This is a genomic window from Magnetospirillum sp. WYHS-4, assembly GCA_039908345.1.
Taxonomy (GTDB): Bacteria; Pseudomonadota; Alphaproteobacteria; order Rhodospirillales; family GLO-3; genus JAMOBD01.
Genome location: JAMOBD010000005.1, coordinates 28,939 through 50,937 on the forward strand (window position 1 = coordinate 28,939; position 21,999 = coordinate 50,937).

At 66.6% G+C, this 21,999-nt stretch carries 21 protein-coding genes; 11 read left to right on the plus strand and 10 right to left on the minus strand.

The genetic code is table 11. From position 1 onward, the window contains the following. The 9 genes from H7841_03105 to H7841_03145 all read left to right on the plus strand — a co-directional run bounded on the left by H7841_03105 (nucleotide 1) and on the right by H7841_03145 (nucleotide 12,280). Nucleotides 1-1,035 carry a nitronate monooxygenase gene (locus tag H7841_03105; GenBank protein MEO5335870.1) on the plus strand — a complete coding sequence of 345 codons (1,035 nt, stop codon included), beginning with the start codon at nucleotides 1-3 and terminating at the stop codon, nucleotides 1,033-1,035. 1 nt (nucleotide 1,036) lies between these two features. After that, nucleotides 1,037-3,313 carry a phosphoenolpyruvate--protein phosphotransferase gene (ptsP, locus tag H7841_03110; protein MEO5335871.1) on the plus strand — a complete coding sequence of 759 codons (2,277 nt, stop codon included), beginning with the start codon at nucleotides 1,037-1,039 and terminating at the stop codon, nucleotides 3,311-3,313. 172 nt (nucleotides 3,314-3,485) lie between these two features. Next, entirely contained in the window at nucleotides 3,486-4,802 is a 1,317-nt protein-coding gene (locus H7841_03115) for a DUF4115 domain-containing protein (protein MEO5335872.1), read from the plus strand. A gap of 14 nt (nucleotides 4,803-4,816) precedes the next feature. Further along, nucleotides 4,817-5,926 (plus strand): flavodoxin-dependent (E)-4-hydroxy-3-methylbut-2-enyl-diphosphate synthase, encoded by a 1,110-nt coding sequence (gene ispG / locus H7841_03120; GenBank protein ID MEO5335873.1) that lies wholly within the window; start codon nucleotides 4,817-4,819, stop codon nucleotides 5,924-5,926. Between the two features lie 2 nt (nucleotides 5,927-5,928). Then, nucleotides 5,929-7,173, plus strand: a complete 1,245-nt coding sequence (gene hisS, locus H7841_03125) for a histidine--tRNA ligase (protein MEO5335874.1) — start codon at nucleotides 5,929-5,931, stop codon at nucleotides 7,171-7,173. After that, entirely contained in the window at nucleotides 7,170-8,426 is a 1,257-nt protein-coding gene (gene hemA, locus H7841_03130) for a glutamyl-tRNA reductase (protein MEO5335875.1), read from the plus strand. Before hisS ends, hemA begins: the two co-directional genes overlap by 4 nt. Beyond that, entirely contained in the window at nucleotides 8,423-9,499 is a 1,077-nt protein-coding gene (gene prfA / locus H7841_03135) for a peptide chain release factor 1 (GenBank protein MEO5335876.1), read from the plus strand. Before hemA ends, prfA begins: the two co-directional genes overlap by 4 nt. Next, nucleotides 9,496-10,362: a peptide chain release factor N(5)-glutamine methyltransferase gene (gene prmC, locus H7841_03140; protein ID MEO5335877.1), complete on the plus strand. Its 867-nt coding sequence runs from the start codon at nucleotides 9,496-9,498 to the stop codon at nucleotides 10,360-10,362. The genes prfA and prmC overlap by 4 nt, the downstream gene beginning before the upstream one ends. A 151-nt stretch (nucleotides 10,363-10,513) precedes the next feature. Beyond that, entirely contained in the window at nucleotides 10,514-12,280 is a 1,767-nt protein-coding gene (locus H7841_03145; protein MEO5335878.1) for a carboxylesterase family protein, read from the plus strand. Between the two features lies 1 nt (nucleotide 12,281). Here H7841_03145 and H7841_03150 read toward each other — a convergent pair whose 3' ends face one another. The 6 genes from H7841_03150 to epmA form a co-directional block, all read right to left on the minus strand. Then, the gene (locus H7841_03150; GenBank protein ID MEO5335879.1) at nucleotides 12,282-12,986 is read right to left on the minus strand and encodes a GGDEF domain-containing protein; all 705 of its coding nucleotides are present in this window, start codon (nucleotides 12,984-12,986) and stop codon (nucleotides 12,282-12,284) included. A gap of 4 nt (nucleotides 12,987-12,990) precedes the next feature. Beyond that, nucleotides 12,991-13,371, minus strand: a complete 381-nt coding sequence (gene siaC / locus H7841_03155; protein ID MEO5335880.1) for a biofilm regulation phosphoprotein SiaC — start codon at nucleotides 13,369-13,371, stop codon at nucleotides 12,991-12,993. An 11-nt stretch (nucleotides 13,372-13,382) separates the two neighbouring features. Further along, on the minus strand, nucleotides 13,383-13,925 hold the full coding sequence (locus H7841_03160; GenBank protein MEO5335881.1) for a SiaB family protein kinase: 543 nt from the start codon (nucleotides 13,923-13,925) through the stop codon (nucleotides 13,383-13,385). After that, the gene (locus H7841_03165) at nucleotides 13,922-15,964 is read right to left on the minus strand and encodes a SpoIIE family protein phosphatase (GenBank protein ID MEO5335882.1); all 2,043 of its coding nucleotides are present in this window, start codon (nucleotides 15,962-15,964) and stop codon (nucleotides 13,922-13,924) included. Before H7841_03165 ends, H7841_03160 begins: the two co-directional genes overlap by 4 nt. 198 nt (nucleotides 15,965-16,162) lie before the next feature. Continuing rightward, nucleotides 16,163-16,654, minus strand: coding sequence for a thermonuclease family protein (locus tag H7841_03170; GenBank protein ID MEO5335883.1), 492 nt, complete (start codon nucleotides 16,652-16,654; stop codon nucleotides 16,163-16,165). A 185-nt stretch (nucleotides 16,655-16,839) separates the two neighbouring features. Continuing rightward, a complete protein-coding gene (gene epmA, locus H7841_03175) occupies nucleotides 16,840-17,880 on the minus strand; it encodes an EF-P lysine aminoacylase EpmA (protein ID MEO5335884.1) in 1,041 nt (346 codons plus the stop codon). Nucleotides 17,881-17,930: 50 nt separating this feature from the next. Here epmA and H7841_03180 point away from each other — a divergent pair, with 50 nt between their 5' ends. Both H7841_03180 and H7841_03185 read left to right on the plus strand, forming a co-directional pair. Next, a complete protein-coding gene (locus H7841_03180; protein MEO5335885.1) occupies nucleotides 17,931-18,893 on the plus strand; it encodes a lysine-2,3-aminomutase-like protein in 963 nt (320 codons plus the stop codon). 75 nt (nucleotides 18,894-18,968) lie between these two features. Beyond that, complete coding sequence (locus H7841_03185) at nucleotides 18,969-19,328, plus strand: hypothetical protein (protein ID MEO5335886.1); 360 nt, start codon at nucleotides 18,969-18,971, stop codon at nucleotides 19,326-19,328. 19 nt (nucleotides 19,329-19,347) lie between these two features. On the opposite strand, the gene H7841_03190 is transcribed toward H7841_03185, so the two are convergent. The 4 genes from H7841_03190 to H7841_03205 are packed head-to-tail and all read right to left on the minus strand — an operon-like array spanning nucleotide 19,348 to nucleotide 21,995. Next, nucleotides 19,348-19,734 (minus strand): DsrE/DsrF/DrsH-like family protein, encoded by a 387-nt coding sequence (locus tag H7841_03190; GenBank protein ID MEO5335887.1) that lies wholly within the window; start codon nucleotides 19,732-19,734, stop codon nucleotides 19,348-19,350. After that, nucleotides 19,727-20,521 (minus strand): molybdopterin-synthase adenylyltransferase MoeB, encoded by a 795-nt coding sequence (moeB, locus tag H7841_03195; GenBank protein ID MEO5335888.1) that lies wholly within the window; start codon nucleotides 20,519-20,521, stop codon nucleotides 19,727-19,729. The genes H7841_03190 and moeB overlap by 8 nt, the downstream gene beginning before the upstream one ends. 3 nt (nucleotides 20,522-20,524) lie before the next feature. Beyond that, nucleotides 20,525-21,517: a cysteine synthase A gene (gene cysK, locus H7841_03200; protein ID MEO5335889.1), complete on the minus strand. Its 993-nt coding sequence runs from the start codon at nucleotides 21,515-21,517 to the stop codon at nucleotides 20,525-20,527. Nucleotides 21,518-21,539: 22 nt separating this feature from the next. After that, entirely contained in the window at nucleotides 21,540-21,995 is a 456-nt protein-coding gene (locus tag H7841_03205) for an Rrf2 family transcriptional regulator (GenBank protein ID MEO5335890.1), read from the minus strand. Nucleotides 21,996-21,999 lie beyond the last annotated feature (4 nt).

Genomic DNA, 21,999 nt, shown 5'->3' on the forward strand with positions numbered 1-21,999 from the left:
ATGAACGCCCTTTCGCCGCAGGAACGCCTCGACCAGCTCTGGCGGCGCGGCTGCGAGTTCCTTGGCACGCGTCATGCCATCCTGGGCGGCGCCATGTCCTGGCTGTCGGAACGGAACCTGGTTTCCGCCATTTCCAATGCGGGCGGCTTCGGGGTGATCGCCTGCGGTTCCATGAATCCGGCGCAACTGGACGCCGAGATCGAAGCCACGCAGGCCCTGACCGTCAAGCCCTTCGGCGTCAACCTGATTACCATGCATCCCGACCTGGACGCCCTGATCGACGTCTGCATCGCCCGCGAATGCACCCATGTGGTCCTGGCCGGCGGCCTGCCCAGCGGCGCCTCGATCAAGAAGGTCAAGGACGCGGGCGCCAAGGCCATCTGCTTCGCCCCCGCCCTGGTGCTGGCGAAGAAACTGGTGCGCAGCGGGACCGACGCCCTGGTCATCGAGGGATCGGAAGCCGGCGGCCATATCGGCCCCGTTTCCACCAGCGTGCTGGCCCAGGAGATCCTGCCCCAGGTCCGGGACGTGCCGGTCTTCGTGGCCGGCGGCATCGGGCGCGGCGAGGCCATGCTGTCCTACCTGGAGATGGGAGCGTCGGGCTGCCAACTGGGCACCCGCTTCGTCTGCGCATGCGAATGCGTCGCCCATCACGCCTTCAAGCAGGCCTTCATCAAGGGCCAGGCCCGCGACGCCATGCCGACCGTGCAGGTCGACCCGCGCTTCCCGGTGATTCCGGTGCGCGCCCTGGCCAACGACGGCACCCAGCGCTTCATCGAGACCCAGCACGCGGTCATCGCGCGTTTCCGCAATGGCGAATTGGACCAGAAGCAGGCCCAGTTGGAAATCGAGCACTACTGGGCGGGCGCCCTGCGCCGCGCCGCCATCGACGGCGACGTGGAAAACGGCTCGCTCATGGCCGGCCAGAGCGTCGGCATGGTGACCCGCGAACAACCCACCGCCGAAATCGTCGCCGAACTGGTGGACCAAGCCCTCGCGGCGCTGGCGTCCCGCTGCGGGCCGGGGACGCCCTGAAATGACGGACACCCGCCCCGGCCTCAAGCCGCGCCAACTCCTGGCACGGCTGCGCGATATCATGGCGACCCACGAATTGGCCCAGGTCCGCCTGGATCGCATCGTGCGCCTGATCGCCGAGGACCTGGCGGCCGAAGTCTGCTCCTTCTACGTGCGACGCGCCGGCGACCTGCTGGAACTCTTCGCCAACGTGGGCTTCAAGGAACAGGCCGTCCACTTCACCCGCCTGAGAGTCGGCGAAGGCGTGGTGGGGGACATCGCCGCCCATGCGCGGCCGCTCGCCCTGTCGGACGCCCAGAGCCATCCCAAGTTCGTCTTCCGACCGGAAACGGGCGAGGAACTTTACCATTCCCTGATGGGCGTGCCGATCCTGCGCGGCGGCCGCGTCATCGGCGTCCTGGTGGTACAGAACAAGACCTTCCGCCGCTACCTGGACGAGGATGTGGAGACCCTGCAGACCGTCGCCATGGTATTGGCCGAAATGGTGGCGGGCGGAGAACTGATCGGCAAGGCGGAACTGCTCCCCGCCGACGGCAACGCCTTGTTGCCGCTGCGTCTGGAAGGCGTGCGCTTCAACGGCGGCATCGCCATCGGCACCGCCGTGCTGCACGAACCCCAGGTCGCCGTCGACCGCATGGTGGCGACGGACATCGGCCACGAGCATGCCCGCCTGCACCAGGCGGTGGCGGACATGCATGGCGCCTTGGACGCCTTGTTCCGCAAGGGCGACCTGCAGGGTGCCGGCGAGCACCGCGAGGTCATCGAGACCTACCGCATGATTGCCGAGGACGCGGGCTGGCTGTCGCGCATCGACGAGGCGATCAACGGGGGGCTGACCGCCGAAGCCGCCGTGCAGAAGGTGCAGAGCGACATCCGGGCCCGCATGAGCCAGGTCCAGGACGCCTACCTGAAGGAACGCATCCACGATTTCGAGGACCTGGCGCACCGGCTGCTCCGCCACCTGCTGGGGGAAGACGGAAAGGCGGCCCAGGGCGAATTGCCGACCGACGCGGTCATCGTGGCCCGCAACATGGGGCCGGCCCAGCTTCTGGATTACGACCGCGCCAAGGTGCGCGGACTGGTCCTGGAAGAAGGTACCGCCACCTCCCACGTGGCCATCATCGCCCGGGCCCTCGACATCCCGGTGATCGGCCATGTGCGCGACGTGCTGGGGCGCATCGAGAACGGCGATCCGGTGATCGTCGATGGGGATCGCGGCCAAGTCTTCATCCGTCCGGGCGAAGACATCCAACTGGCCTTCGCCGAAAACCTGAAGGCCATCGCCCGCCAGCGCGACGCCTACGCCGATCTCAAGGACCTGCCGGCCGTCACCCTGGACGGACAGCGCATCGACCTGCTGGTCAACGTCGGCCTGCTGGCTGAGCTGGAACACGTGGAACGCTTCGGCGCCGACGGGGTTGGGCTTTATCGCACCGAAGTGCCGTTCATGGTGCGGTCCGACTTCCCCACCGTTCCCGAACAGGCCCAGTTCTACGGCCGGGTCCTGGACCAAGCCCATGGCAGGCCGGTGGTGTTCCGTACCTTGGACGTGGGCGGCGACAAGGTGTTGCCCTACTGGCAAACCGCCGACGAGGAGAACCCGGCCATGGGCTGGCGGGCCATCCGTATCTCGCTGGATCGCCCGGCCATGCTGCGCCAGCAGTTGCGGGCCCTGTTGCGGGCCGGGGCGGGGCGCGATCTCTACGTCATGTTCCCCATGATCGCCGACGTCGCCGAATTCTCCGCCGCCCGCGACCTGCTCGACATGGAACTGGACCGCGAGCGCCGGCTGGGGGCGACGCTGCCCGCCGCCGTCCAGGTGGGCGCCATGCTCGAGGTCCCTTCGCTGGCCTTCCAGTTGCCCGCCCTGCTGAAGCAGGTGGATTTCCTGTCCATCGGCAGCAACGACCTGATGCAGTTCCTGTTTGCCTGCGACCGCGGCAACCCTCGCCTTTCCGAACGCTACGACATGCTGTCGCCGCCGGTGCTCAATTTCCTGGGCTCGGTGGCCGAGCAATGCGCCGCCGTCGGCAAGCCCTTCAGTCTCTGCGGCGAGATGGCCAGCCGGCCCCTGGAAGCCATGACCCTGATCGGGCTCGGCTTCCGCCGCCTGTCCGTGGTGCCGGCCACCGTGTGGCCCGTCAAGGCCATGATCCGCTCGCTCCGCGCGGCGCCGCTCGCCGACTATCTGGCCGATCTTCGCCAATCCACCCAGCGTAGCCTGCGGGAACGCCTCAAGGCCTTCGCCCGCGACCATGGGGTCGTCCTCCCCCCCTGACGGTCCCGGCAACTCCCTGGGAATCGCAGGGGTGCCGGATGGGTTTCCGGGTTGCAATTCGGGCTCAGTCTGGCAGAATGTGCGCCATCGGATGAGAAAGGCCTTCGTATCCAGCAACCGATGGACGGGTTGGCTGCGGGGGCCGATCTTTGTTGCAGGAACCTGATCGACGATGACCGAGTCTCAGTCCCCCCCCGAGCAAGTCGCGCCCTCCCACGAGGCCGAAGAAGACGTTCCCGCCGCCGCCGGGGTCGGTATGCTGCTGAAGGCGTCGCGACTGCGCTGCGGCGAGGAGTTGCGGGACGTCGCCAACGCCTTGAAAATCCGCTATGCGTTCCTGGACTCCATCGAGGCAGGGCGTTTCCAGGACCTGCCCGGTCCGACTTACGCCGCCGGCTTTGTCCGTTCCTACGCCGATTACCTGGGCCTGGATGGCGAAGAGGTGGTGCGGCGCTTCAAAAAGGAAGCGGTTCCGGCCCCCCAGGTCCGCTCCCAGTTGGACTTTCCCTCGCCGGTGGTGGAATCCGGCGTGCCCAAGGCCGGCATCCTGTTCGTTGGCCTGATGATCGCGGCGGTTGCCTACGGCGGCTGGTACGTGACTTCCGGCAAGGGAGCCTTCTTCCGGGACTTGGTATCGTCGGTTCCCGAAACCATGGCCAAGACCGAAGATTCGCCCGTCGATAAGAAGCCGGAGGGCAGCGAGGCCCCTCCCCCCCCTGCCCAGGGTTCGGAAAGGCTGTTCCAACCCGCCGCCATACCCGAGGCCAAGCCGTCTCCCGACGTCGCGCCCATGGCTTCCGCGGAGAAGCCGGCCGAGCCGGCTCCCATGCCGGCGCAAGCCCCGGCTCCGGTACCGCCCCCCGCTCCCGCGGCGCCCCAGGTGGCGCCCGCCGAACCGGCCGCGGCGCCGGTGGTAGCCGAGAAGCCGGCCGAACCTCTGAAGACCGAGAAGGAAAAAGCCGCCGAAGCCAAGGAGAAGGCAAAGGCCGAGAAGGAAAAGGCCGCCCAGGAGGCGAAGGACAAGGCCGCCCGCGAGAAGACCGAGAAGGAAAGGCTGGCGTTAGAGGCCAAGGAGAAGGCCGCCCGCGAGAAGGCGGAGAAGGAAAAGGCCGCGACGCCCGCCGCCGAAAGTTCGCCCGAAGCGGCGCCGACGCCTCAGTCGGATTCCTCGGGCAACCGGACGTTCGGCGCTCCCGAAGCCGAGTCTTCGCGGGTGGTGGTCAAGGCGACATCGGACAGTTGGATACAGGTGCGCGACGACGCCAACAACAAGATCGTTTCCACCCGCGTGCTGCGCACCGGCGACATCTACCGGGTACCGACGATGCCGGGCCTCAAGCTGGCGACCGGCAATGCCGGCGCCCTGGAAATCCGCGTCGACGGTCAAACGGTGCCGTCCATCGGCAATTCGGGCATGGTCCGGCGCAACATCGTCCTGGACCCGGATCGCCTGAAGAGCGGCACCGCCGTCGATTCCACCGGCAACTAGCCGGACCCCGTCCCATGAGCAGCGCCCGTCCCTATCGCAACATCGCGCGTCGGCAATGTCGACAGGTCAAGGTCGGCGACGTCCCGGTGGGTGGCGGCGCCCCCATCACCGTGCAGTCGATGACCAACACGCCGACCTCGGACGCCCGCGCGACCCTGGACCAGGTCCGTCGCCTGACCGAGGCGGGGGCCGACATCGTGCGCGTCTCCTGCCCCGACAAGGAATCCACGGCGGCCCTGCACACCATCTGCCGCGAGTCCCAGGTTCCCATCGTTGCCGACATCCACTTCCACTACCAGCGCGCCATCGAGGCCGCCGAGGCCGGCGCCCGTTGCCTGCGCATCAATCCCGGCAACATCGGGTCCGACGACCGGGTGCGGGAGGTGGTCAAGGCGGCGCGCGATCACGGCTGTTCCATGCGCATCGGGGTGAACGCCGGCAGCCTGGAAAAGGATCTGCTGGAGAAGTACGGGGAGCCTTGCCCGGAAGCCATGGTCGAAAGCGCCCTGCATCATGCCCGGCTGCTGGAGGACAACGACTTCTTCGACTTCAAGATCAGCGTCAAGGCTTCCGACGTGTTCCTGACCGTGGCCGCCTACCGGGCGCTGGCCAAGGCCTGCGACTACCCCTTGCACCTGGGGATCACCGAAGCCGGCGGCTTGCGGTCGGGCACCGTGCTGTCGTCCATCGGCTTGGGCATGCTGCTCTGGGAAGGCATCGGCGACACCATTCGCGTATCCCTGTCGGCCGATCCGGTGGAAGAGATCAAGGTCGGTTTCGACATCCTGAAGTCACTGGACCTGCGCCATCGCGGCGTCAGGATCGTCGCCTGCCCCACCTGCGCCCGCCAGGGTTTCGACGTCATTGGCACCGTGGCGGCCCTCGAAGACCGTCTGGCCCATATCGAGGTGCCGCTCACCCTGTCGGTGATCGGCTGTGTGGTCAACGGGCCGGGCGAAGCGCGCGAGACCGACATCGGCGTCACGGGCGGCGGCGGCGGCAACCACATGGTCTACATCGCCGGTGTCTCCGACCATCGCATCGGCGAGAAGGAACTGCTCGACCACATCGTCGATCTTGTCGAGAAGCGCGCCGCCGAGATCCGCGCGGCCAAGGAGGGGTGACCATGGCGGGCCTGCAGCCGGTACGCGGCACCCACGACTTGCTGCCCGACGACATGCGCCGCCACCGCCATGTGGCCGAACTGGCGCGGGCCGTCGCCAGCCGCTACGGTTTCGAGGAAATCGCCACGCCGATCTTCGAGTTCACCGACGTCTTCGCCCGGACCCTCGGCGAGACCTCGGACATCGTCACCAAGGAGATGTACAGCTTCGAGGACAAGGGAGGCGAGTTCCTGACGCTACGCCCCGAAGGCACGGCCGGCGTGGCCCGGGCCTTCATCTCCAACGGCTTGGCGCAGAACCTGCCGCTCAAGGTCTTCTATCGCGGCCCCATGTTCCGCCGCGAGCGCCCGCAGAAGGGCCGCCAGCGCCAGTTCCATCAGGTGGGCATCGAACTTCTGGGCGTCGAGAAGCCCCTGGCCGACGCCGAAGTCATCGCCATGGCGGCGGACTTCCTGGGCACGCTCGGGTTAGCCGGCAAGGTAGTCTGCGAAATCAACACCTTGGGAGATGCGGAGAGCCGCGACCGCTACCGAGCCAACCTCGTCGAGTATTTCTCCGGCTTCCGCGACCGTCTGTCGGAAGACAGCCGCGCCCGCCTGGAAAAGAACCCGTTGCGCATCCTCGATTCCAAGGACGAGGGCGACCGGGCCGTGGTGACCGATGCGCCGCTGATCGGCGAAAGCCTTACCGACGACGCCAAGGCCTTTTTCGACGAGACCCTGAGGGGCCTGAACTTGGCCGGCGTGCCCTACCAGGTGAATCCGAAGCTGGTGCGCGGCCTAGACTATTACTGCCATACCGCCTTCGAGTTCACCACCACGCACCTGGGCTCCCAGGGCACGGTGCTGGCGGGCGGCCGCTACGACGGCCTGATCCAGCAGATGGGCGGACCGCCGACGCCCGGTATCGGCTGGGCGGCAGGAGTGGAACGGCTTGCCATGCTGGTGGAAGGCGTCGCCGAGGCGCCCCGCCCCGTCGCCGTCGTCCCGGTAGGCCCCGAGGCCCAGGACGCCGCGTTTCTTTTGGCGCTGGAATTGCGTCGTGCGGGCTTGGTTGCGGAGTTGGGCCATTCGGGAAACCTGAAGAAGCGCCTGCAGCGCGCCGACAAGGTGAAGGCCCGCGCCGCCCTCATCCTGGGGGGCGATGAACTTGCCCGTGGCACCGTGGTGCTGCGCGACATGAGCAGCGGCGACCAGACCGAAATCCCCCTGGCCGAGGCCGCTTCCCGCCTTCGGGAGACGCCATGACGGAAGCGGTCGCCCGGCTGGTCGTCGTCGGGGCCAACCATCGCTCGTCTTCGATGATGCTGCGCGATCGCCTGTTCGTCGAGGAAGCTGCCGTTCCCGCTTTCCTGCACCGTCTGCGCGACAAGGGATTGGACCAGGCGGTGGCTCTGTCGACCTGCGACCGGGTCGAGGTGCAGGCCATTCATCCCGATCCCGCCATCGCCCACCGCCTGATCGTCGAGGCCCTTGCCGTCCACGCCGGTCTGCAAGCCGGCGACCTGGAAGGCCAAGTCTACGGTCACCAAGGCCCGGCGGCTTTGCGTCAGTTGTTCGCCGTCACAGCCTCCCTGGACAGCCTGATGATCGGCGAGCCCCAGGTGTTGGGCCAAGTCAAGGACGCCCATCGCCTGGCCCGCGACGCCGGCATGGTGGGGCCCGAGATGGAAGCCCTTCTCCAGGCCGCCTATGCCGCCGCCAAGCGGGTGCGCAGCGAAACCGCAATCGGCGAGGGACCGGTCTCCATCGCCGCCGCCGCGGTACAGCTTGCCCGCGACGTGCACGGCGATCTGGATCGTTGCCGGGGCCTGTTGATCGGCGGCGGCGACATGGGCGAACTGGTGGCCCAGGATCTGGTCGCCGGCGGCCTCGCCCATCTTTCGGTCACCCATCCCCTGGAAAGCCGCGGCGAGGCGGTGGCACGCCAGTTGGGTTGTCATCACGGCGCTTTTTCCGACCTGGACAACTTGCTGGCCGAAGCCGACGTGGTGCTGACTTCGCTGGGCACCCGCAGGCATGCGGTTACCGCCGGGATGATGGCCCAGGCGCTGAAGCATCGCCGCCGCAAGCCGGTGTTCCTGGTCGATACCGGCATTCCCGGCGACGTGGACCCGGCGACGGGCAAGCTGGACGGGGCGTTCCTCTACGACCTCAACGACCTGGAGCGGGTCGCCATGGAAGGCCGGGCGGGGCGCGAAAGCCAGGCCCGCGACGCTTGGCGCATCCTGGACGAGGAACTGGCCGCCTTCCAGCGCGGACGCGCCGAACGCGCCGCCGTTCCGGCTCTGATCCGGCTGCGTGCCCACGTCGAAACCCTGCGCGAGGCGGCCCTCAGGGACGCCGGCGGCGATGCCGACAAGGCGACCCGGCTTCTGGCCAGCCGCCTGCTGCACGATCCGTCGGAGGTCATGCGCCACGCCGCCGGGGCGGGCGGCGAGGAAGAGTGGCGCGCCATGGAAGACCTTCTGGCGCGTCTGTTCCGGCTGGAGGACCAATGAGCCTTGAACGGAAGCTCGACCGGGTGGCGGAGCGCCATGACGAACTAGGCCGGATGCTGTCGGGCGAAAGGGTGCCCACGGGCCAGGAATTCGCCCGCTTGTCCAAGGAATATTCCGACCTGGGCCCCATCGTGGAGGCGATCCGCAACCTGCGTCGCGCCGAGGAGGATCTGCGGGGGGCCGAGGAAATTCTCGCCGACACGGGCGCCGATGCCGACATGAAGGCCCTGGCCGAAGCGGAGCGGGAGGATCTGGCGGCGCGCCTTCCCGACCTGGAGCACCGCATCAAGATCATGCTGCTGCCCAAGGACGCGGCCGACGAGAAGAACGCCATCCTGGAGGTACGGGCCGGCACCGGCGGCGACGAGGCCGCCCTGTTCGCCGCCGACCTGCTGCGCATGTACCAGCGCTATGCCGAGGAACACCGCTGGAAGTTCGATATCCTGGAACTCAGCGAAACGGGCATCGGCGGCTTCAAGGAGGCGGTTGCCACGATTACCGGCAAGAACGTCTTCGCCCGCCTCAAGTTCGAATCCGGCGTCCATCGGGTGCAGCGGGTGCCGGTCACCGAGTCGGGCGGGCGCATCCATACCTCGGCCGCCACCGTGGCCGTGCTGCCCGAAGCGGAAGAAGTCGATATCCACGTCGAGGAAAAGGATCTGCGCATCGACGTCTACCGGTCCCAGGGCGCGGGAGGACAACACGTCAACACCACCGACAGCGCGGTGCGCATTACCCACATGCCGTCGGGCGTCGTGGTCACCTGCCAGGACGAAAAGTCCCAACATAAGAACAAGGCCAAGGCGATGAAGATCCTGCGCGCCCGGCTCTACGAGAACGAACGCCAGCAGCGCGAGGCCGAACGCGCAGCCCAGCGCAAGAGCCAAGTCGGTTCCGGCGACCGCTCGGAGCGCATCCGCACCTACAACTTCCCGCAAGGTCGAGTGACCGACCACCGCATCAACGTCACGCTTCATAAGTTGGACCGCTTCCTGGACGGCGAGATGGACGAGATCATCGACGCCCTGGCCGCCGAGGACGAGGCGGCCCGCCTGTCCGCCGACGTGGAATGACAGTGACCGTCGGCCATGCCCTGGCCGAGGTGGCGGTGCGGCTTGCCGCTGCCGGTATCGACAATCCACGCCTGGAAGCCCGCCTGCTGGTCGCCGCCGCTACCGGCATGCTGCCGACGGCACTCTTCGCCCACCCCGAGATCCCCCTCGGTCCGGGCCCCGCGGAGGCACTGGCGGCGTTGGCCGGGCGCCGGACCGCCCGCGAGCCCATGTCTCATATCCTCGGGCAACGGGAATTCTGGGGTCTGCCCATCCGGGTAAGCGCCGACACCCTGACTCCCCGCCCCGACAGCGAGACTCTGATCGAGGCCGTTCTCGCTTGGTTGAAGGGACGAAAGGCCGAGGCATTGCGGCTGCTTGACCTGGGAACCGGAAGCGGCTGCCTGCTCCTGGCCCTGTTGCACGAACTCCCGCGCGCCGACGGCCTGGGCATCGATGCCAGCCCGGACGCCCTGGCCGTCGCCCGCGGCAACGGCGAGGCTCTGGGCCTGGCCGACCGTGCCACCTTCCAGGAAGGAAACTGGGGCCAGGGCAGGGAGGGCCCTTTCGACGTGATCGTCTCCAATCCTCCCTACATCCCCACGGCCGATATCGCGGGATTGATGCCCGAGGTCCGCGACCACGAACCCCGCCGAGCCCTGGACGGCGGCCCGGACGGCCTGGACGCCTACCGAGCCCTGCTGCCCGATGCCGTCCGCCTGCTGGCGCGGGGCGGCGGGCTTTTCCTCGAAGTGGGCGCCGGTCAGGCGGACACCGTCGCGACCCTGGGCAAGGCGCTCGGATTGCGGCTGCTGGAGGTCCGCAATGACCTGGCCGGCATCTCCCGCTGCGTGGCCTTCGCCTCCGGTCGCCCGGAACGGTGAATATCGTCGATTTCCCGTAGATGATAGCTATGGCATTACTCTGTCACTCTAGATACGTACTCGCGGCAATAATAACCACCATTGCCGGTTGCCATTTGATCGTGCGTTCCTTAGGCTGTCGATAATAATTGGTCAACAGCGGAGGGATATCATGCGAAATCATTCGCTCGCGGGAGCTGTCATCGCGCTGACTCTGGCGATCCAGGCAGCCGGAACCGGGACGGCGGCAGCCCAGCAAGGTTGTGCCGCCGGTTCCACCATCGACACGGACAAGGGGCAAGTCTGCGGGGGCGCGCAAGCCGTAACCCTGCCCACCAAGACCGGCATCGACCTCTTCGTCTACAAGGGCATCCCCTACGCCAGACCGCCCACCGGGGCCAACGGCCTGCGCTGGAAGGCGCCGGAACCGCCCGACAGTTGGGCCGCAACGGGCGTCTTCCCGGCCCTGCAGTTCGGCTCGGTCTGCCCGCAGCCGGAGTCCAAGGGGGCCCCGATCTCCGCCCAGGACGAAAATTGCCTGTTCCTCAACGTCTGGACGCCGGCCCAGGCCATCGGTAAAGGCGCCCTGCCGGTCATGGTCTTCATCCATGGCGGCGCGTTCATCGGCGGCAGCGGCTCCCTGCCAATCTATGACGGCGCGTACTTGGCGGCTTCGGGCAACCAAGTCGTGGTGACGCTGAACTATCGCCTGGGCGCCCTGGGCTTTCTCTATGCCGACCGGTCACCCGACGCCAAGATCGAGCCGGTGGCGGGAAACTTCGGGCTGCTCGACCAGCAGGCGGCACTACGCTGGGTGCGCGACAACGCCAAGGGATTCGGCGGCGATCCGGCCAAGGTGACGATCTTCGGCGAAAGTGCCGGCGCCATGTCGGTGGGCCTGCACCTGTTCGACATGCCGGATAGCGCCCCCCTGTTCCGCGCCGCCATCATGGAAAGCAATCCGATGTCGGTACAGTACCGGGACAAGACGGAAGGCTCGGCCGACGGCAAGTCCTATCTGAAGCTGCTCTGCGCCAACGCCAGCCCCAAGCCGAAGCGCTGCGTTTCCGACGCCGCTTGGCTCCAGACTCCCACTTGGCAGCAGGCGATGGCCGCGCAGAGCGCCTATAGTTCCGTGAAGCTGTCCATCGAGCGCATCCTGAAGAGCGGTTTTGCCGAGGCCCTGCCCTGGACGCCCTTGATGGACGGCAAGACGGTGGCTGGCCAGCCATATGACGGCTATGCCGCCGGGATGCCTGCCAAACCCTACCTGTTCGGCACCAACGCCGACGAAGGTGTCCTGTTCGCCGCCCTGGTGCCGGAGAAGGACCTCAATCCGACCACCTACGGATCGGCGCTGGACGCCCTGTTCGGCCGCAAGAACAAGGGAACCATCACCGATTTCACGAATTCCGCCGGGACGCGTCCCTATCGTGCGCGCGACCAGAAGCCCACCCCGTACTACAACGGATCGGCGGTCGCGCTGGCGAACGTCATCACCGACTTCGCCTTCCGCTGCGGCAGCCAGGATTCGGCCGACGCCACCCTGTCCCAGGCGGACAAGCCGGTGTACGGCTATTACTTCAGCGAGGCGCCGATCTACAATCCGTTCCCGGCGAGCCCCGCCTGTTCGGTGGCGTCCGGCAACGTCTGCCACGGCGCCGAACTGCCCTACGTGTTCAACACCCTGAACGTGGTCGCCGATCCGGTTCCGCCGGCCAACGCCCAGTTGGCGCAAGCCATGGCTGCGGCCTGGAGCGGCTTCGCCGCCAACCTGAGCGTACCCGCCGCCTGGACAGCCTACACCAAGAACGGCGGACTCTACGTCTGGAACAGCGGGGCATCGGGCGGTCAGATGCTGCCCGGCATGGCGACCACGGCCAACTGCCAGCAGCTCTGGTACGGCATTCCGCCCCTGGGCGGGACGAAGCAGGACTAGGTCAGGTCAAGGTCCGGCCGCCGCAGCGGCAGCGGTTGCGGCCGGACCGCTTGGCTTCGTAAAGCGCCTGATCCGCGGCGCGGATGGCGGCGTCGACGTCGGCGGCACCGTCCAGACGAGCCAGGCCGAAGCTCATGGTGATGGGGATCGGGGCGTCCGCGTGAACGAATCCCAGGTTCTCCACGTTGCCCCGGAGTTTCTCGGCGGCGACCAGGCCGTGGTCAAGGTCGGTTTCGGGAAGAAGGATCAGGAACTCTTCTCCGCCCCAGCGAGCCACCGAGTCGTAGTCGCGCAAGTTTCCGGACAATACCCGGGCCACGGCGACCAGTGCCGCGTCGCCGACATCGTGGCCCCAGGTGTCGTTAAGCCGCTTGAAGCCGTCGACGTCACCCATCAACAGGGTAAAAGCCGGGCTTCCCCTCTGGGCCCGGTTGGCTTCGGCGCGCAGCTTGTCCCACATCCAACGCCGGTTGGGCAGCCCGGTCAGCGGATCGGTCTGGGACGACCGCCGAAGGGCGATGTTCGCTTCCTTGACCTGGACCTGCATCCGGTCGCTGATCCGGGACAGTTTGACGATCCGACGGTTGAGATGGATATAGCGTTCCGCCAAATCCTTCACTTCCGCCATCAAGGGATGGCGCTTCCATTCGGCATTGGCCTCCAACGCGGCCAGCCAGCGACGCGTCCGTTCCTCCTCATCCGCCAAGGCGTCAGATCTCCTTGGTGAGGATGTTGAAGGGTAGGGCTACGTCCTCCTTGAATTCCTCGGCCATTTCGACCGCGCGGTCGTTCTCGGGGTCGCAATACCAGTTCACCGTGGCGCTACGGCCCTTGCGCGACACCTGGTCCAGCATGTCGAGCAGGTCCATCATGCACTTGATGGTGCTGGTGTTCAGATAGCTGAGATCGACCTCCAGCCGGATCGGCTTGCGTTCCTCGGCCAGGAAGGTCGCCACGCCGTCGAGGATCGGTTCGTAGAATTCATACGAGTTCTCGGGATAGGATTCGCCCCGGATTTCCAGAACACCCGCCCCCCAATCGAAATGGATCAAAGGCGTCGAGGCGGTCGCGTCGCGGTGGATGTTGTTCATCTTCTTCCCCTTCAGATGACGGCGCGCAGGCTGAAGAAGGCTTGGCGGTCATTGACCGGCCGCACCAGGTATTCCAAGGGCGAGGTGGCAATCCGCGCGATATGGATCAGTCCCAGGCCGGCCGATCCGCCGTCGATGCGCGGCGTGCGCAGCCGCTCTTTGTACAGCGCCTTCAGTTCCAGCTTGTCCAAGCCGCGCAGGTGCTCGATCCGCCCGGTGAGCGCCGGCACGTCCTCGCTGAGAACGATGTTGCCGGACGAGACCACGTAGCGTTCGTTCTCGCGCCCGATCACGACGATCGAAGAGTTGGCGGTCAAGAAGTCCGTATCTGTTTCGAGATTCTTGTTCGTATAGTTACGGATATTCTGCATCTGCTCGATGTAGACCGAAAGAACGTCCGTGGTCGATGTCTTGGTGGCATCTTCGTTTTCCATGTATCTTTTCACCGCGTTGCCGAGTTCCTCGATGAGGGTTTTCGAGAAGGCGCCGGCGAAACAGATCATGATGTCCCGCTCGGCGAGTTGATTCCTGAGGTCGTAGAGATCGGTCCTCATGCTTCGTCCCCCCTGTCATCCCCTGTTACACGGAACCCGACGAGGGTGATGTCGTCCCTCTGCGGGTACTTCCCCTGCCATTCGGCGAGTTGTCGTTCGAAGACGACGGCCTGTTCGGCCATCGGCAGGCCGCCGTGCGCGGCCACAAGGTCGTGAAAGCGCCGCCGTCCGAAGGGCAGGCCGCGTTCGCCTCCCGACTGATCCAGATAGCCATCGCTGACCATGTAGAAGGATTGTCCCGCCGCCAGCGCCACCTCGTGGGTGGCGAAGGCGGGTGCCGCGCCGGAACGTCGATAGCCGATGCTGCGCGGCGCTCCCTTGATGTCCCGTATCCCCTCGGCATCGGCAATGGTCAGGTCGATGCGGGCCCCGGCGAAGCGCAGGTGGCCGCCCCGCAAGTCGCAGCACACCACGGCAAGGTCGAGACCATTGTCGAGGCTGTAGTCGGCGCTGCGGTTGAATCGGCTGCGCAACCGCGCGTTGACGGACGCGAGAAGCGCGCCCGGATCGTCGGGGCCGATTTCGCCCAGCGCCTGTTCCAGCACCGAATGGGCCGCCGTGCTCATGATCGCCCCCGGCACCCCGTGCCCCGTGCAGTCGGCCACGGCCAGCAGGAAGCCCCCGTCGGTCTGGGCATAGAACCAGAAGTCCCCCCCCACGATATCGCGCGGCTTCCAGAGCGCGAAATGATCCGGCAGGCGGGTCGCCACCTCGTCGCGCGTCGGCATGACCGCCGACTGAATCATGCTGGCATAGCGGATGCCATCGGTGATCTTGCGGTTGGAATCCTGCAGTTCCTCGGTTCGCGCCCGGACCTTGTCCTCCAGGGTGCGCATGTAGTCCCTCACCTTTTCGGCCATGCGGTCGAAGGCGTTGGTGAGGTGACCGATCTCGTCGCGCCGATCGCTGTCGATGCGGATGTCGTAATTGCCCGCCGCAACGGCCTGCGTCGACCGCACCAGTTGCATGAGGGGGGTGAGGACCATGCGGTTGACCAGCAGCACGATCACCAGGATGGCGACCAGCAAGGCCCCGGCCAAGCCACCGGCCACCGGCAGGAACCGCTGGAACCCCACCACCTTGTCGAAGTCCAGCACCGACATGTCGTACCAGTCGATCTCGGACAGCCACGTCAAAGCGATCAGATGGCGCCGGCCTTCGATGCGGACCGCGAAGGAGGCTTCCTGAATGCGGCCCGCCGCCAAGTCGGCCATGGCCTGGCGGACCTTCTGGCGGTCGTCTTCGCGCTCGAACAACCGCCAAACCGTGGACCGTTCGGACTCCGACTTGAAGCGGGTCATGAAGTCGATCAATTCCGCCCGCTGGTGGCCCTGGATACCGCCCCCGCCATCGAACAGGACGACATAGGCGCCTTCCTCGGAACTGGCGACGAAATCGCGGACGAACTGGGTCAGGTCGACGCCGGTCCCCGCCGCACCCACCCGGCGTCCGTCGGGCCGGGTCATCGCCACGTTCATCCAGAGCTTGGTAACGTGCAATGCCTTGTCGGTATCGATGTTGAGGTTGTAAGGCGCTGGCGAATTCAGGGTCTTGAAGAACCACTTGTCGCGCGGTTCATTGGCGTGGACCGTATCGACCAACTCCTTGCCGGCATACTTGTCTTCGGCATCGTTGTAGAAGTAGTGGCCGGTCCTGGCGGAGACCACGAACCACGCGCGGGAGGACAGAATATCCCGGAAACTTTCCAGTTCCGCCAGGGCCCGCCGCCGCAATTCCGGATTTTCCTCGTTTTCCGCCCAATCCTGCAACAGGGGAGACAGGGCCATCTTGCGGGCCAAGGCCAGTTCGCGGGACATGGTCGCCATCAGGCGTTCCTTGTGCCACTGCACATGGCGCAGGGCAAAGTAGCTGCCCAGCCGTTCGGCGACGGTTCCGGTCACCAGGTACAGCGAAGCCATGGCAACCAGCACGAAAACCAGCCAGATGGCCGTCATCACCAACACGGTTCGCCCGCGCAGACCCAGGCCGGAAATACCGGTGGCCGGCTTTTCCAAGGCGACGGAATCCGTCTCGGTCATGGATGGTCCCCAACCCGGCGGAAGTGGAAGATCTGCCCCCGTCAGCCATAGCCCAATACGCGCCCGGCGACAAGACCGCCGGGGAGGATCATCGACCACTCAACCATATGATATATTTAAGGTTATATATAATGCCATAGGCGCCATCTTCGCCTGCTCTAAACATCGTCGTTCGGCGCCGTTCCCCCGCCGTGGAATTTACCGCGGTTGCCAGGGGGGATGCCACTCCATGGTCCAGAGGTTCTTGCGAGCCTTGCGGGCGATTTCTTCGTCCGGCAGGTACTTGGCGGAATACCGTTGATCCGCCACGGCCCAGCCTTCGCGGACCATGAGGGCGTTGAGTTCCTTGCCGCCCACGAAGCATGTGGCGAGCAGCCGCCTGTCGGCGCCAAAAGAATCGCCGCGACAGATTACGGAACGCCCCTTGACCTGCTCCAGCAGGAAGGCCGCTGACGCCCGCCCGCAGTAGAAGTCTCGGCCGCTTTCGTGCCGACATATTTCCTCGGGACCCGGGGCGGCGATCCCATGCAGCGCCACCCGGGTGCCACCCTCGCAATGCCCCTTCCAGCGCTTGCCGTTGACCCAGAGGGTATCGCCGCTTTCGACACAGGCCGGGCCATCCTGGTCGGCCCGCACCGGCACGGCGATCACGACAAGTCCGGCGATCAACAGAAGTCCCGGTATCCTCATGGCGGCCTCCATTCTCGATCCTGGCAGTTTACCACGGTTGCACAAGAAAAGGGACCGGCCACAAGGCCGGTCCAGGGGAGAAGGGACTGAAAAGGGGAAGAACAGGTCATGTTATAGCGCCCTGCCAATGATCCCGCTGTGCCCGGCGTCACACCCAGGTCCTAACGGACGGCGGTCGTGCCGATTCAGCCGGCCACCGGTGCCCAGAGAACCTCGTCGAGACTCTCCGCTCCGCATGCCAGCATGACCAGGCGATCGACTCCCAGAGCAATGCCGGCACTTTCCGGCATCCCCCAGGCCAGGGCCGCCAGAAAATCCTCGTCGATGGGATAGCGGACGCCGTAAAGGCCCTCCTTCCTGTCCATGTCGGCGACGAAGCGGCATCGCTGTTGGGCCGCATCAGTCAGTTCGCCGAAGGCATTGGCCAGTTCCAGCCCCGCCACATACAGCTCGAAGCGTTCCGCCAGACGTGGGTCGTCCGGCTTGGGCCGCGACAGGGCAGCCATGGAAATCGGATAATCGTAGAGCAGGGTCGGCACGCCGTTCCCCAGATGGGGTTCGATGCGGTCCAGGAAGATGCGGAAGAACAGGTCTTCCCAAGTGTCCGTCGCGCCGGGTGCGATATCCAGGCGCCGCGCCTCGGCGGCCAGCAAGGCGGGAGCGGGAGATTCGGCGGGCCGCGCGGTGGCGAGCAGGTCGATTCCGCAGTACTCGCGGAAGGCATCGGCCACCGATTGGCGCCGCCAGGGACGGAAGGGATCGCAGATCGCATCGCCGCGGCGGAACTCCCGCGCTCCGGTCGCCTCTGCCACCGCCCGCAGCAGACCCTCGCAGTCGTCCATCAGGTCCGTATAGGCGGCCCCCGCCCGGTACCATTCGAGCATGACGAATTCAGGATGGTGCGTCGCGGAACGCTCCCCATTGCGGAAGCAGCGCGCCATCTGGAACAGGCGCGGCATCCCGGCCACCAGCAGCTTCTTCATGGCGAACTCGGGAGAGGTATGCAGCCAAAGCTCCGCCACATCGCCCGTGAAGGGCTCTTCCAGACGGGTGGAGAAGGCCTTGAGATGCGGCTCCAGACCCGGCGAGACCTGCAGGCAAGGGGTTTCGACTTCCAGGAAATCGCGCTCCTCGAAGAAGCGGCGGATCGCCGCGACCGCCCGGCCGCGCCGGATCAGATTGGCGCGCCGGGCGGCGAAGGCTTCCGGGTGCCACCAGCGCCGCATGCCGTCTCCCCCTTGACGGGGGACCGCCCCCCGTGCTGCACCATGGGACCATGACCGCATCGTTCCGGCAAGCCCCCTTCCCGGCCCGCATCGCTCCCGAATATCGGGCGCTGATGGGTGACGCCCCCAACGACCCCCTGGCCCGCCAAGTCGTCCCCTCGCCCGAGGAACTGGCACCGCAGCCGGAAGATCGCATCGATCCCATCGGCGATACCGCCCACTCGCCCTTGGAGGGCTTGGTCCACCGTCATCCCGACCGGGTCCTGCTCAAGCCCACGCTGGCCTGCCCGATTCACTGCCGATTCTGCTTCCGCCGCGACCAGGTGGGACGGGGCGGGACGCTCAAGCCGGCGGCCCTGGCCGCCGCGCTGGATTACATCCGCGTCCATCCGGAGATTCGCGAGGTCATCCTGACCGGCGGCGATCCCCTCATGCTTTCGCCGGCACGGCTGGAGAGATTGACCCGCGATCTGAGCATGATCGACCACCTGAAGTGGCTTCGCGTCCACAGCCGGGTGCCCGTCGCCATGCCGTCGCGCATCGCGGCGGCGGCAGTGCGTGCGTTGAAGGCCGGACGGCTGGCGACTTGGGTGGCCGTGCACTGCAACCACCCCCGCGAGCTTTCTCCTGCCGCCCTTGCCGCCCTGGGACGCCTGGCCGATGCCGGCATCCCCCTGGTTTCCCAGACCGTGCTGCTGAAGGGGGTGAACGACGACGTCGCGGTCCTGGCCGAGTTGATGGAGTCCCTGTTGGCGGCGCGAGTGAAGCCCTACTACCTGCATCACGGCGACTTGGTGCCCGGTGCCGCCCATTTCCGGGTATCTCTGCCCGAGGGGATTGCCCTGGCCGCCGAGTTACGGCGGAGGGTCTCGGGCCTGGCTCTGCCAACCTATGTGCTCGACATCCCCGGCGGTTTCGGCAAGGTCCCGGTCGGTCCCTCCTACCTGGAGGATGGCGGAGCCGCGGTGCTCGATCCGCAAGGACGGCGACACGCCTATCCTGTGGAATCTTGACCCCGGCCAAGTCGGAATCGCCGATCCGGTGTAGACTTCGGTGAAAATCGTCCAACGAGGATGGGAGAAGCCACGATGCGCGAATTCGACCTGGATATCGGCCTGGCCTGCGAAATGGTCCGCGTGCTGGGAGCCGCCGGGATGGAGGACAAGGAGCAGGTCAAGACGCCGGAGGCGGCCGTCAAGGTGCTGCGCGAGCGGGCCCGCCCGGCGATCAGCGCCGAATACGGAGTCACCGAGCAACATGCCGTCGAATCGCTGGCCCTGCAGATCTTCTTTTCCGTCTTCTGGGGCGAGAAGCTGGACCTGCACTGTGCCGAGGGCGGCAAGGTGCTGGCGGCGACCATCGAAAGCCACCATTGCACGGAGACCCCCTGCTGCGGCCCCCTGCCCGTCTGGAAGGACCTGGCCTTCCCTCATGCCCATCACAACTGATCGCCGGGCTCCGACGGGATCAGACGAACAGCGTATTCCCCCCCGGCGGGCAGCCGTTGAGAAAGGTGACCACGCCGCCGATTTCGATGGGCAGGTCGTCGCGCAGTTCGCTCCGGTCCATGCCGATGGCCTTCAGGCCCATCTCGCAGACCAGAAAGCCGACCCCCATGGCCCGGCAGGCCTCCAGTAGTTCCTCGAAGGCGGCGATGCCCTTGGCGCGACAGGCGGCGTCGAAATCGGCCCACGAAGCGGCGCGGCTTAACCGCCGACAGGCCTCCATGGTAAAGAACAGGGTCACCGGGATGTCGATGGCCGCCGCGCCCGAAGCCAGCACCAGGGCGTAGTGGACCTTTTCCGCTTCGCCCGAGAAGACCACCAAGCTAAGCTTTTCCGGCCGGTCAGACATGGACCGAGAGGTCCCGGATGGTCGGATGCTCGCCGCAGAGCGGGCAGCCCGGATCGCGCTTGAGCCGGATCTTGCGGAAGGTGCCGCCCAGGCCGTCGTGCATCAAGAGCCAGCCCGCCATCGTGGAGCCGATGCCCAGCAGCTCCTTCAATATCTCGGTGGCCTGCAGGGAGCCGATCACCCCGCACATGGCCCCCAGCACCCCGGCTTCGGCGCAGGACGGAATCTGGCCGGGCGGCGGCGGCTCGCGATAGAGGCAGCGGTAGCAGGGCCGGTTCTCGCCCGGTTCGTGGGCCTTGAAGGTGGCGACCTGGCCGTCGAAGCGCAGGATGGCGCCCGAAACCAGGGTCTTCCGGCCGAAATAGCAGGCGTCGTTGATCAGGAAGCGGGTCTTGAAGTTGTCGCTGCCGTCGGCCACCAGGTCGAACCCGGAAAAGACTTCGGCTGCATTGGCGGCGGTCAGGCGCTCCGGGAAGGCGATCAGCTTCACGTCCGGATTGATCGCCGCCAGGGAGATGCGCGCACTTTCCACCTTGGCCATGCCGACCCGGTCGGTGGCGTGGACGATCTGGCGCTGCAGATTGGACAGGTCGACGGTATCGTGGTCGATCACCCCGAGGGTTCCCACCCCGGCCGCCGCCAAATAGAGCAGCAAGGGAGACCCCAGGCCGCCCGCCCCGACCACCAGGACCCGCGCCGCCAGAAGCGTCGCCTGCCCCTGGCCCCCCACTTCCCGGAGCAGGATGTGGCGGGCATAGCGGCGGACTTGGCTGTCGCTGAAGTCCATGGATCAGTCGAGGCCGAGGTTGTCGAACAGCGCCGTGGACAGATAGCGTTCGGCGAAGGAAGGCAGGATGACCACGATGGTCTTGCCCGCCATCGCGGGACGGTCGCCGATCTCGAGCGCCGCCGCCAGCGCCGCGCCGGACGAGATGCCGACCGGAATGCCTTCCAGCCGCGCCACCTTGCGCGCCGTGGCGAAGGCGGTCTCGTTGCCGATCTTGACCACCTCGTCCACGTACTTGGTGTCCAGCACGCCGGGGACGAATCCGGCGCCGATGCCCTGGATCTTGTGGGGGCCCGGCACGCCGCCCGACAGCACGGCGCTGTCTTCCGGTTCCACCGCCACCATCATGACCTTGGGGTTGCGGGGCTTGAGGCCCAGGGCGATGCCGGTGAGCGTGCCGCCCGTGCCGACGCCGCTGATGACCGCATCGACCTTGCCGCCGGTGTCGATCCAGATTTCCTCGGCCGTGGTGATCTTGTGGATCGCCGGGTTGGCCGGGTTCTCGAACTGCTGCAGCACGTGGGCACCGGGGATTTCCTTGGCCAATTCTTCGGCACGCGCCACGGCGCCGGCCATGCCGCGGGCGGCCGGGGTCAGTTCGATGCGGGCGCCCAGCAAGGCCAGCATCTTGCGCCGTTCCACCGACATGCTTTCCGGCATGGTGAGGATCAGCGGGTAGCCGCGCGCCGCGCAGACGAAGGCCAGCGCGATGCCGGTATTGCCCGATGTCGGCTCGATCAGGGTGGCGCCCGGCTTGATGAGGCCCTGTTGCTCGGCCGCCTCGATCATGGCGAAGCCGATACGGTCCTTCACCGAATGAAGCGGATTGAAGAACTCGCACTTGGCGAGGATCTCGGCCTTGCAGCCGGCCTCCCGGGCGAAACGCCCCAGGCGGATCAGCGGCGTGGCGCCCACCGTGTCGACGATGCTGTCGTAGACGCGGCCGCGGGCCAGGGGCGGAACCGAGAAATTGGGGGAAGCAGTATTCTTGCTCATGGCGGCGACGATCCCCTAAAGGTCAAATGGAAAAATCGAGATTCTTGCGGCCTTCGCTGACGATGCCGGCCTCGTTGGCCTTGAGGCAGAGATCGTCGATGGAAATGGCGTCCAGGCGGCGGATCACTTCGTCCTGCAACTCCATCCAAAGCGGACGCACCACCAAGCGCCCCAGGTCGGAACCGGCCGGATCCTCGATGGGGTTGTCGGCGGTCTCCATCTTGCGCACCACCCGGACCACGTCCCCGACCGAAATGCGGCGGCGTTCGCGCGCCAGGCGGTAGCCGCCGCGCGGTCCCCGCACCCCGATCAGGATGCCTTGGCGCACCAGTTGCTGGAGCGCCTGTTCCAGGTAGCGCCGGGGAATACCCTGCCGGCGGGTGATCTCGCGGCTCTGCACCGGCTCGGCGCCGGCATGGTAGGCGATGTCCAGCACCGCCTCGATGGCGAACAGCATCTTCTTCGACAAGCGCAGCATGGCC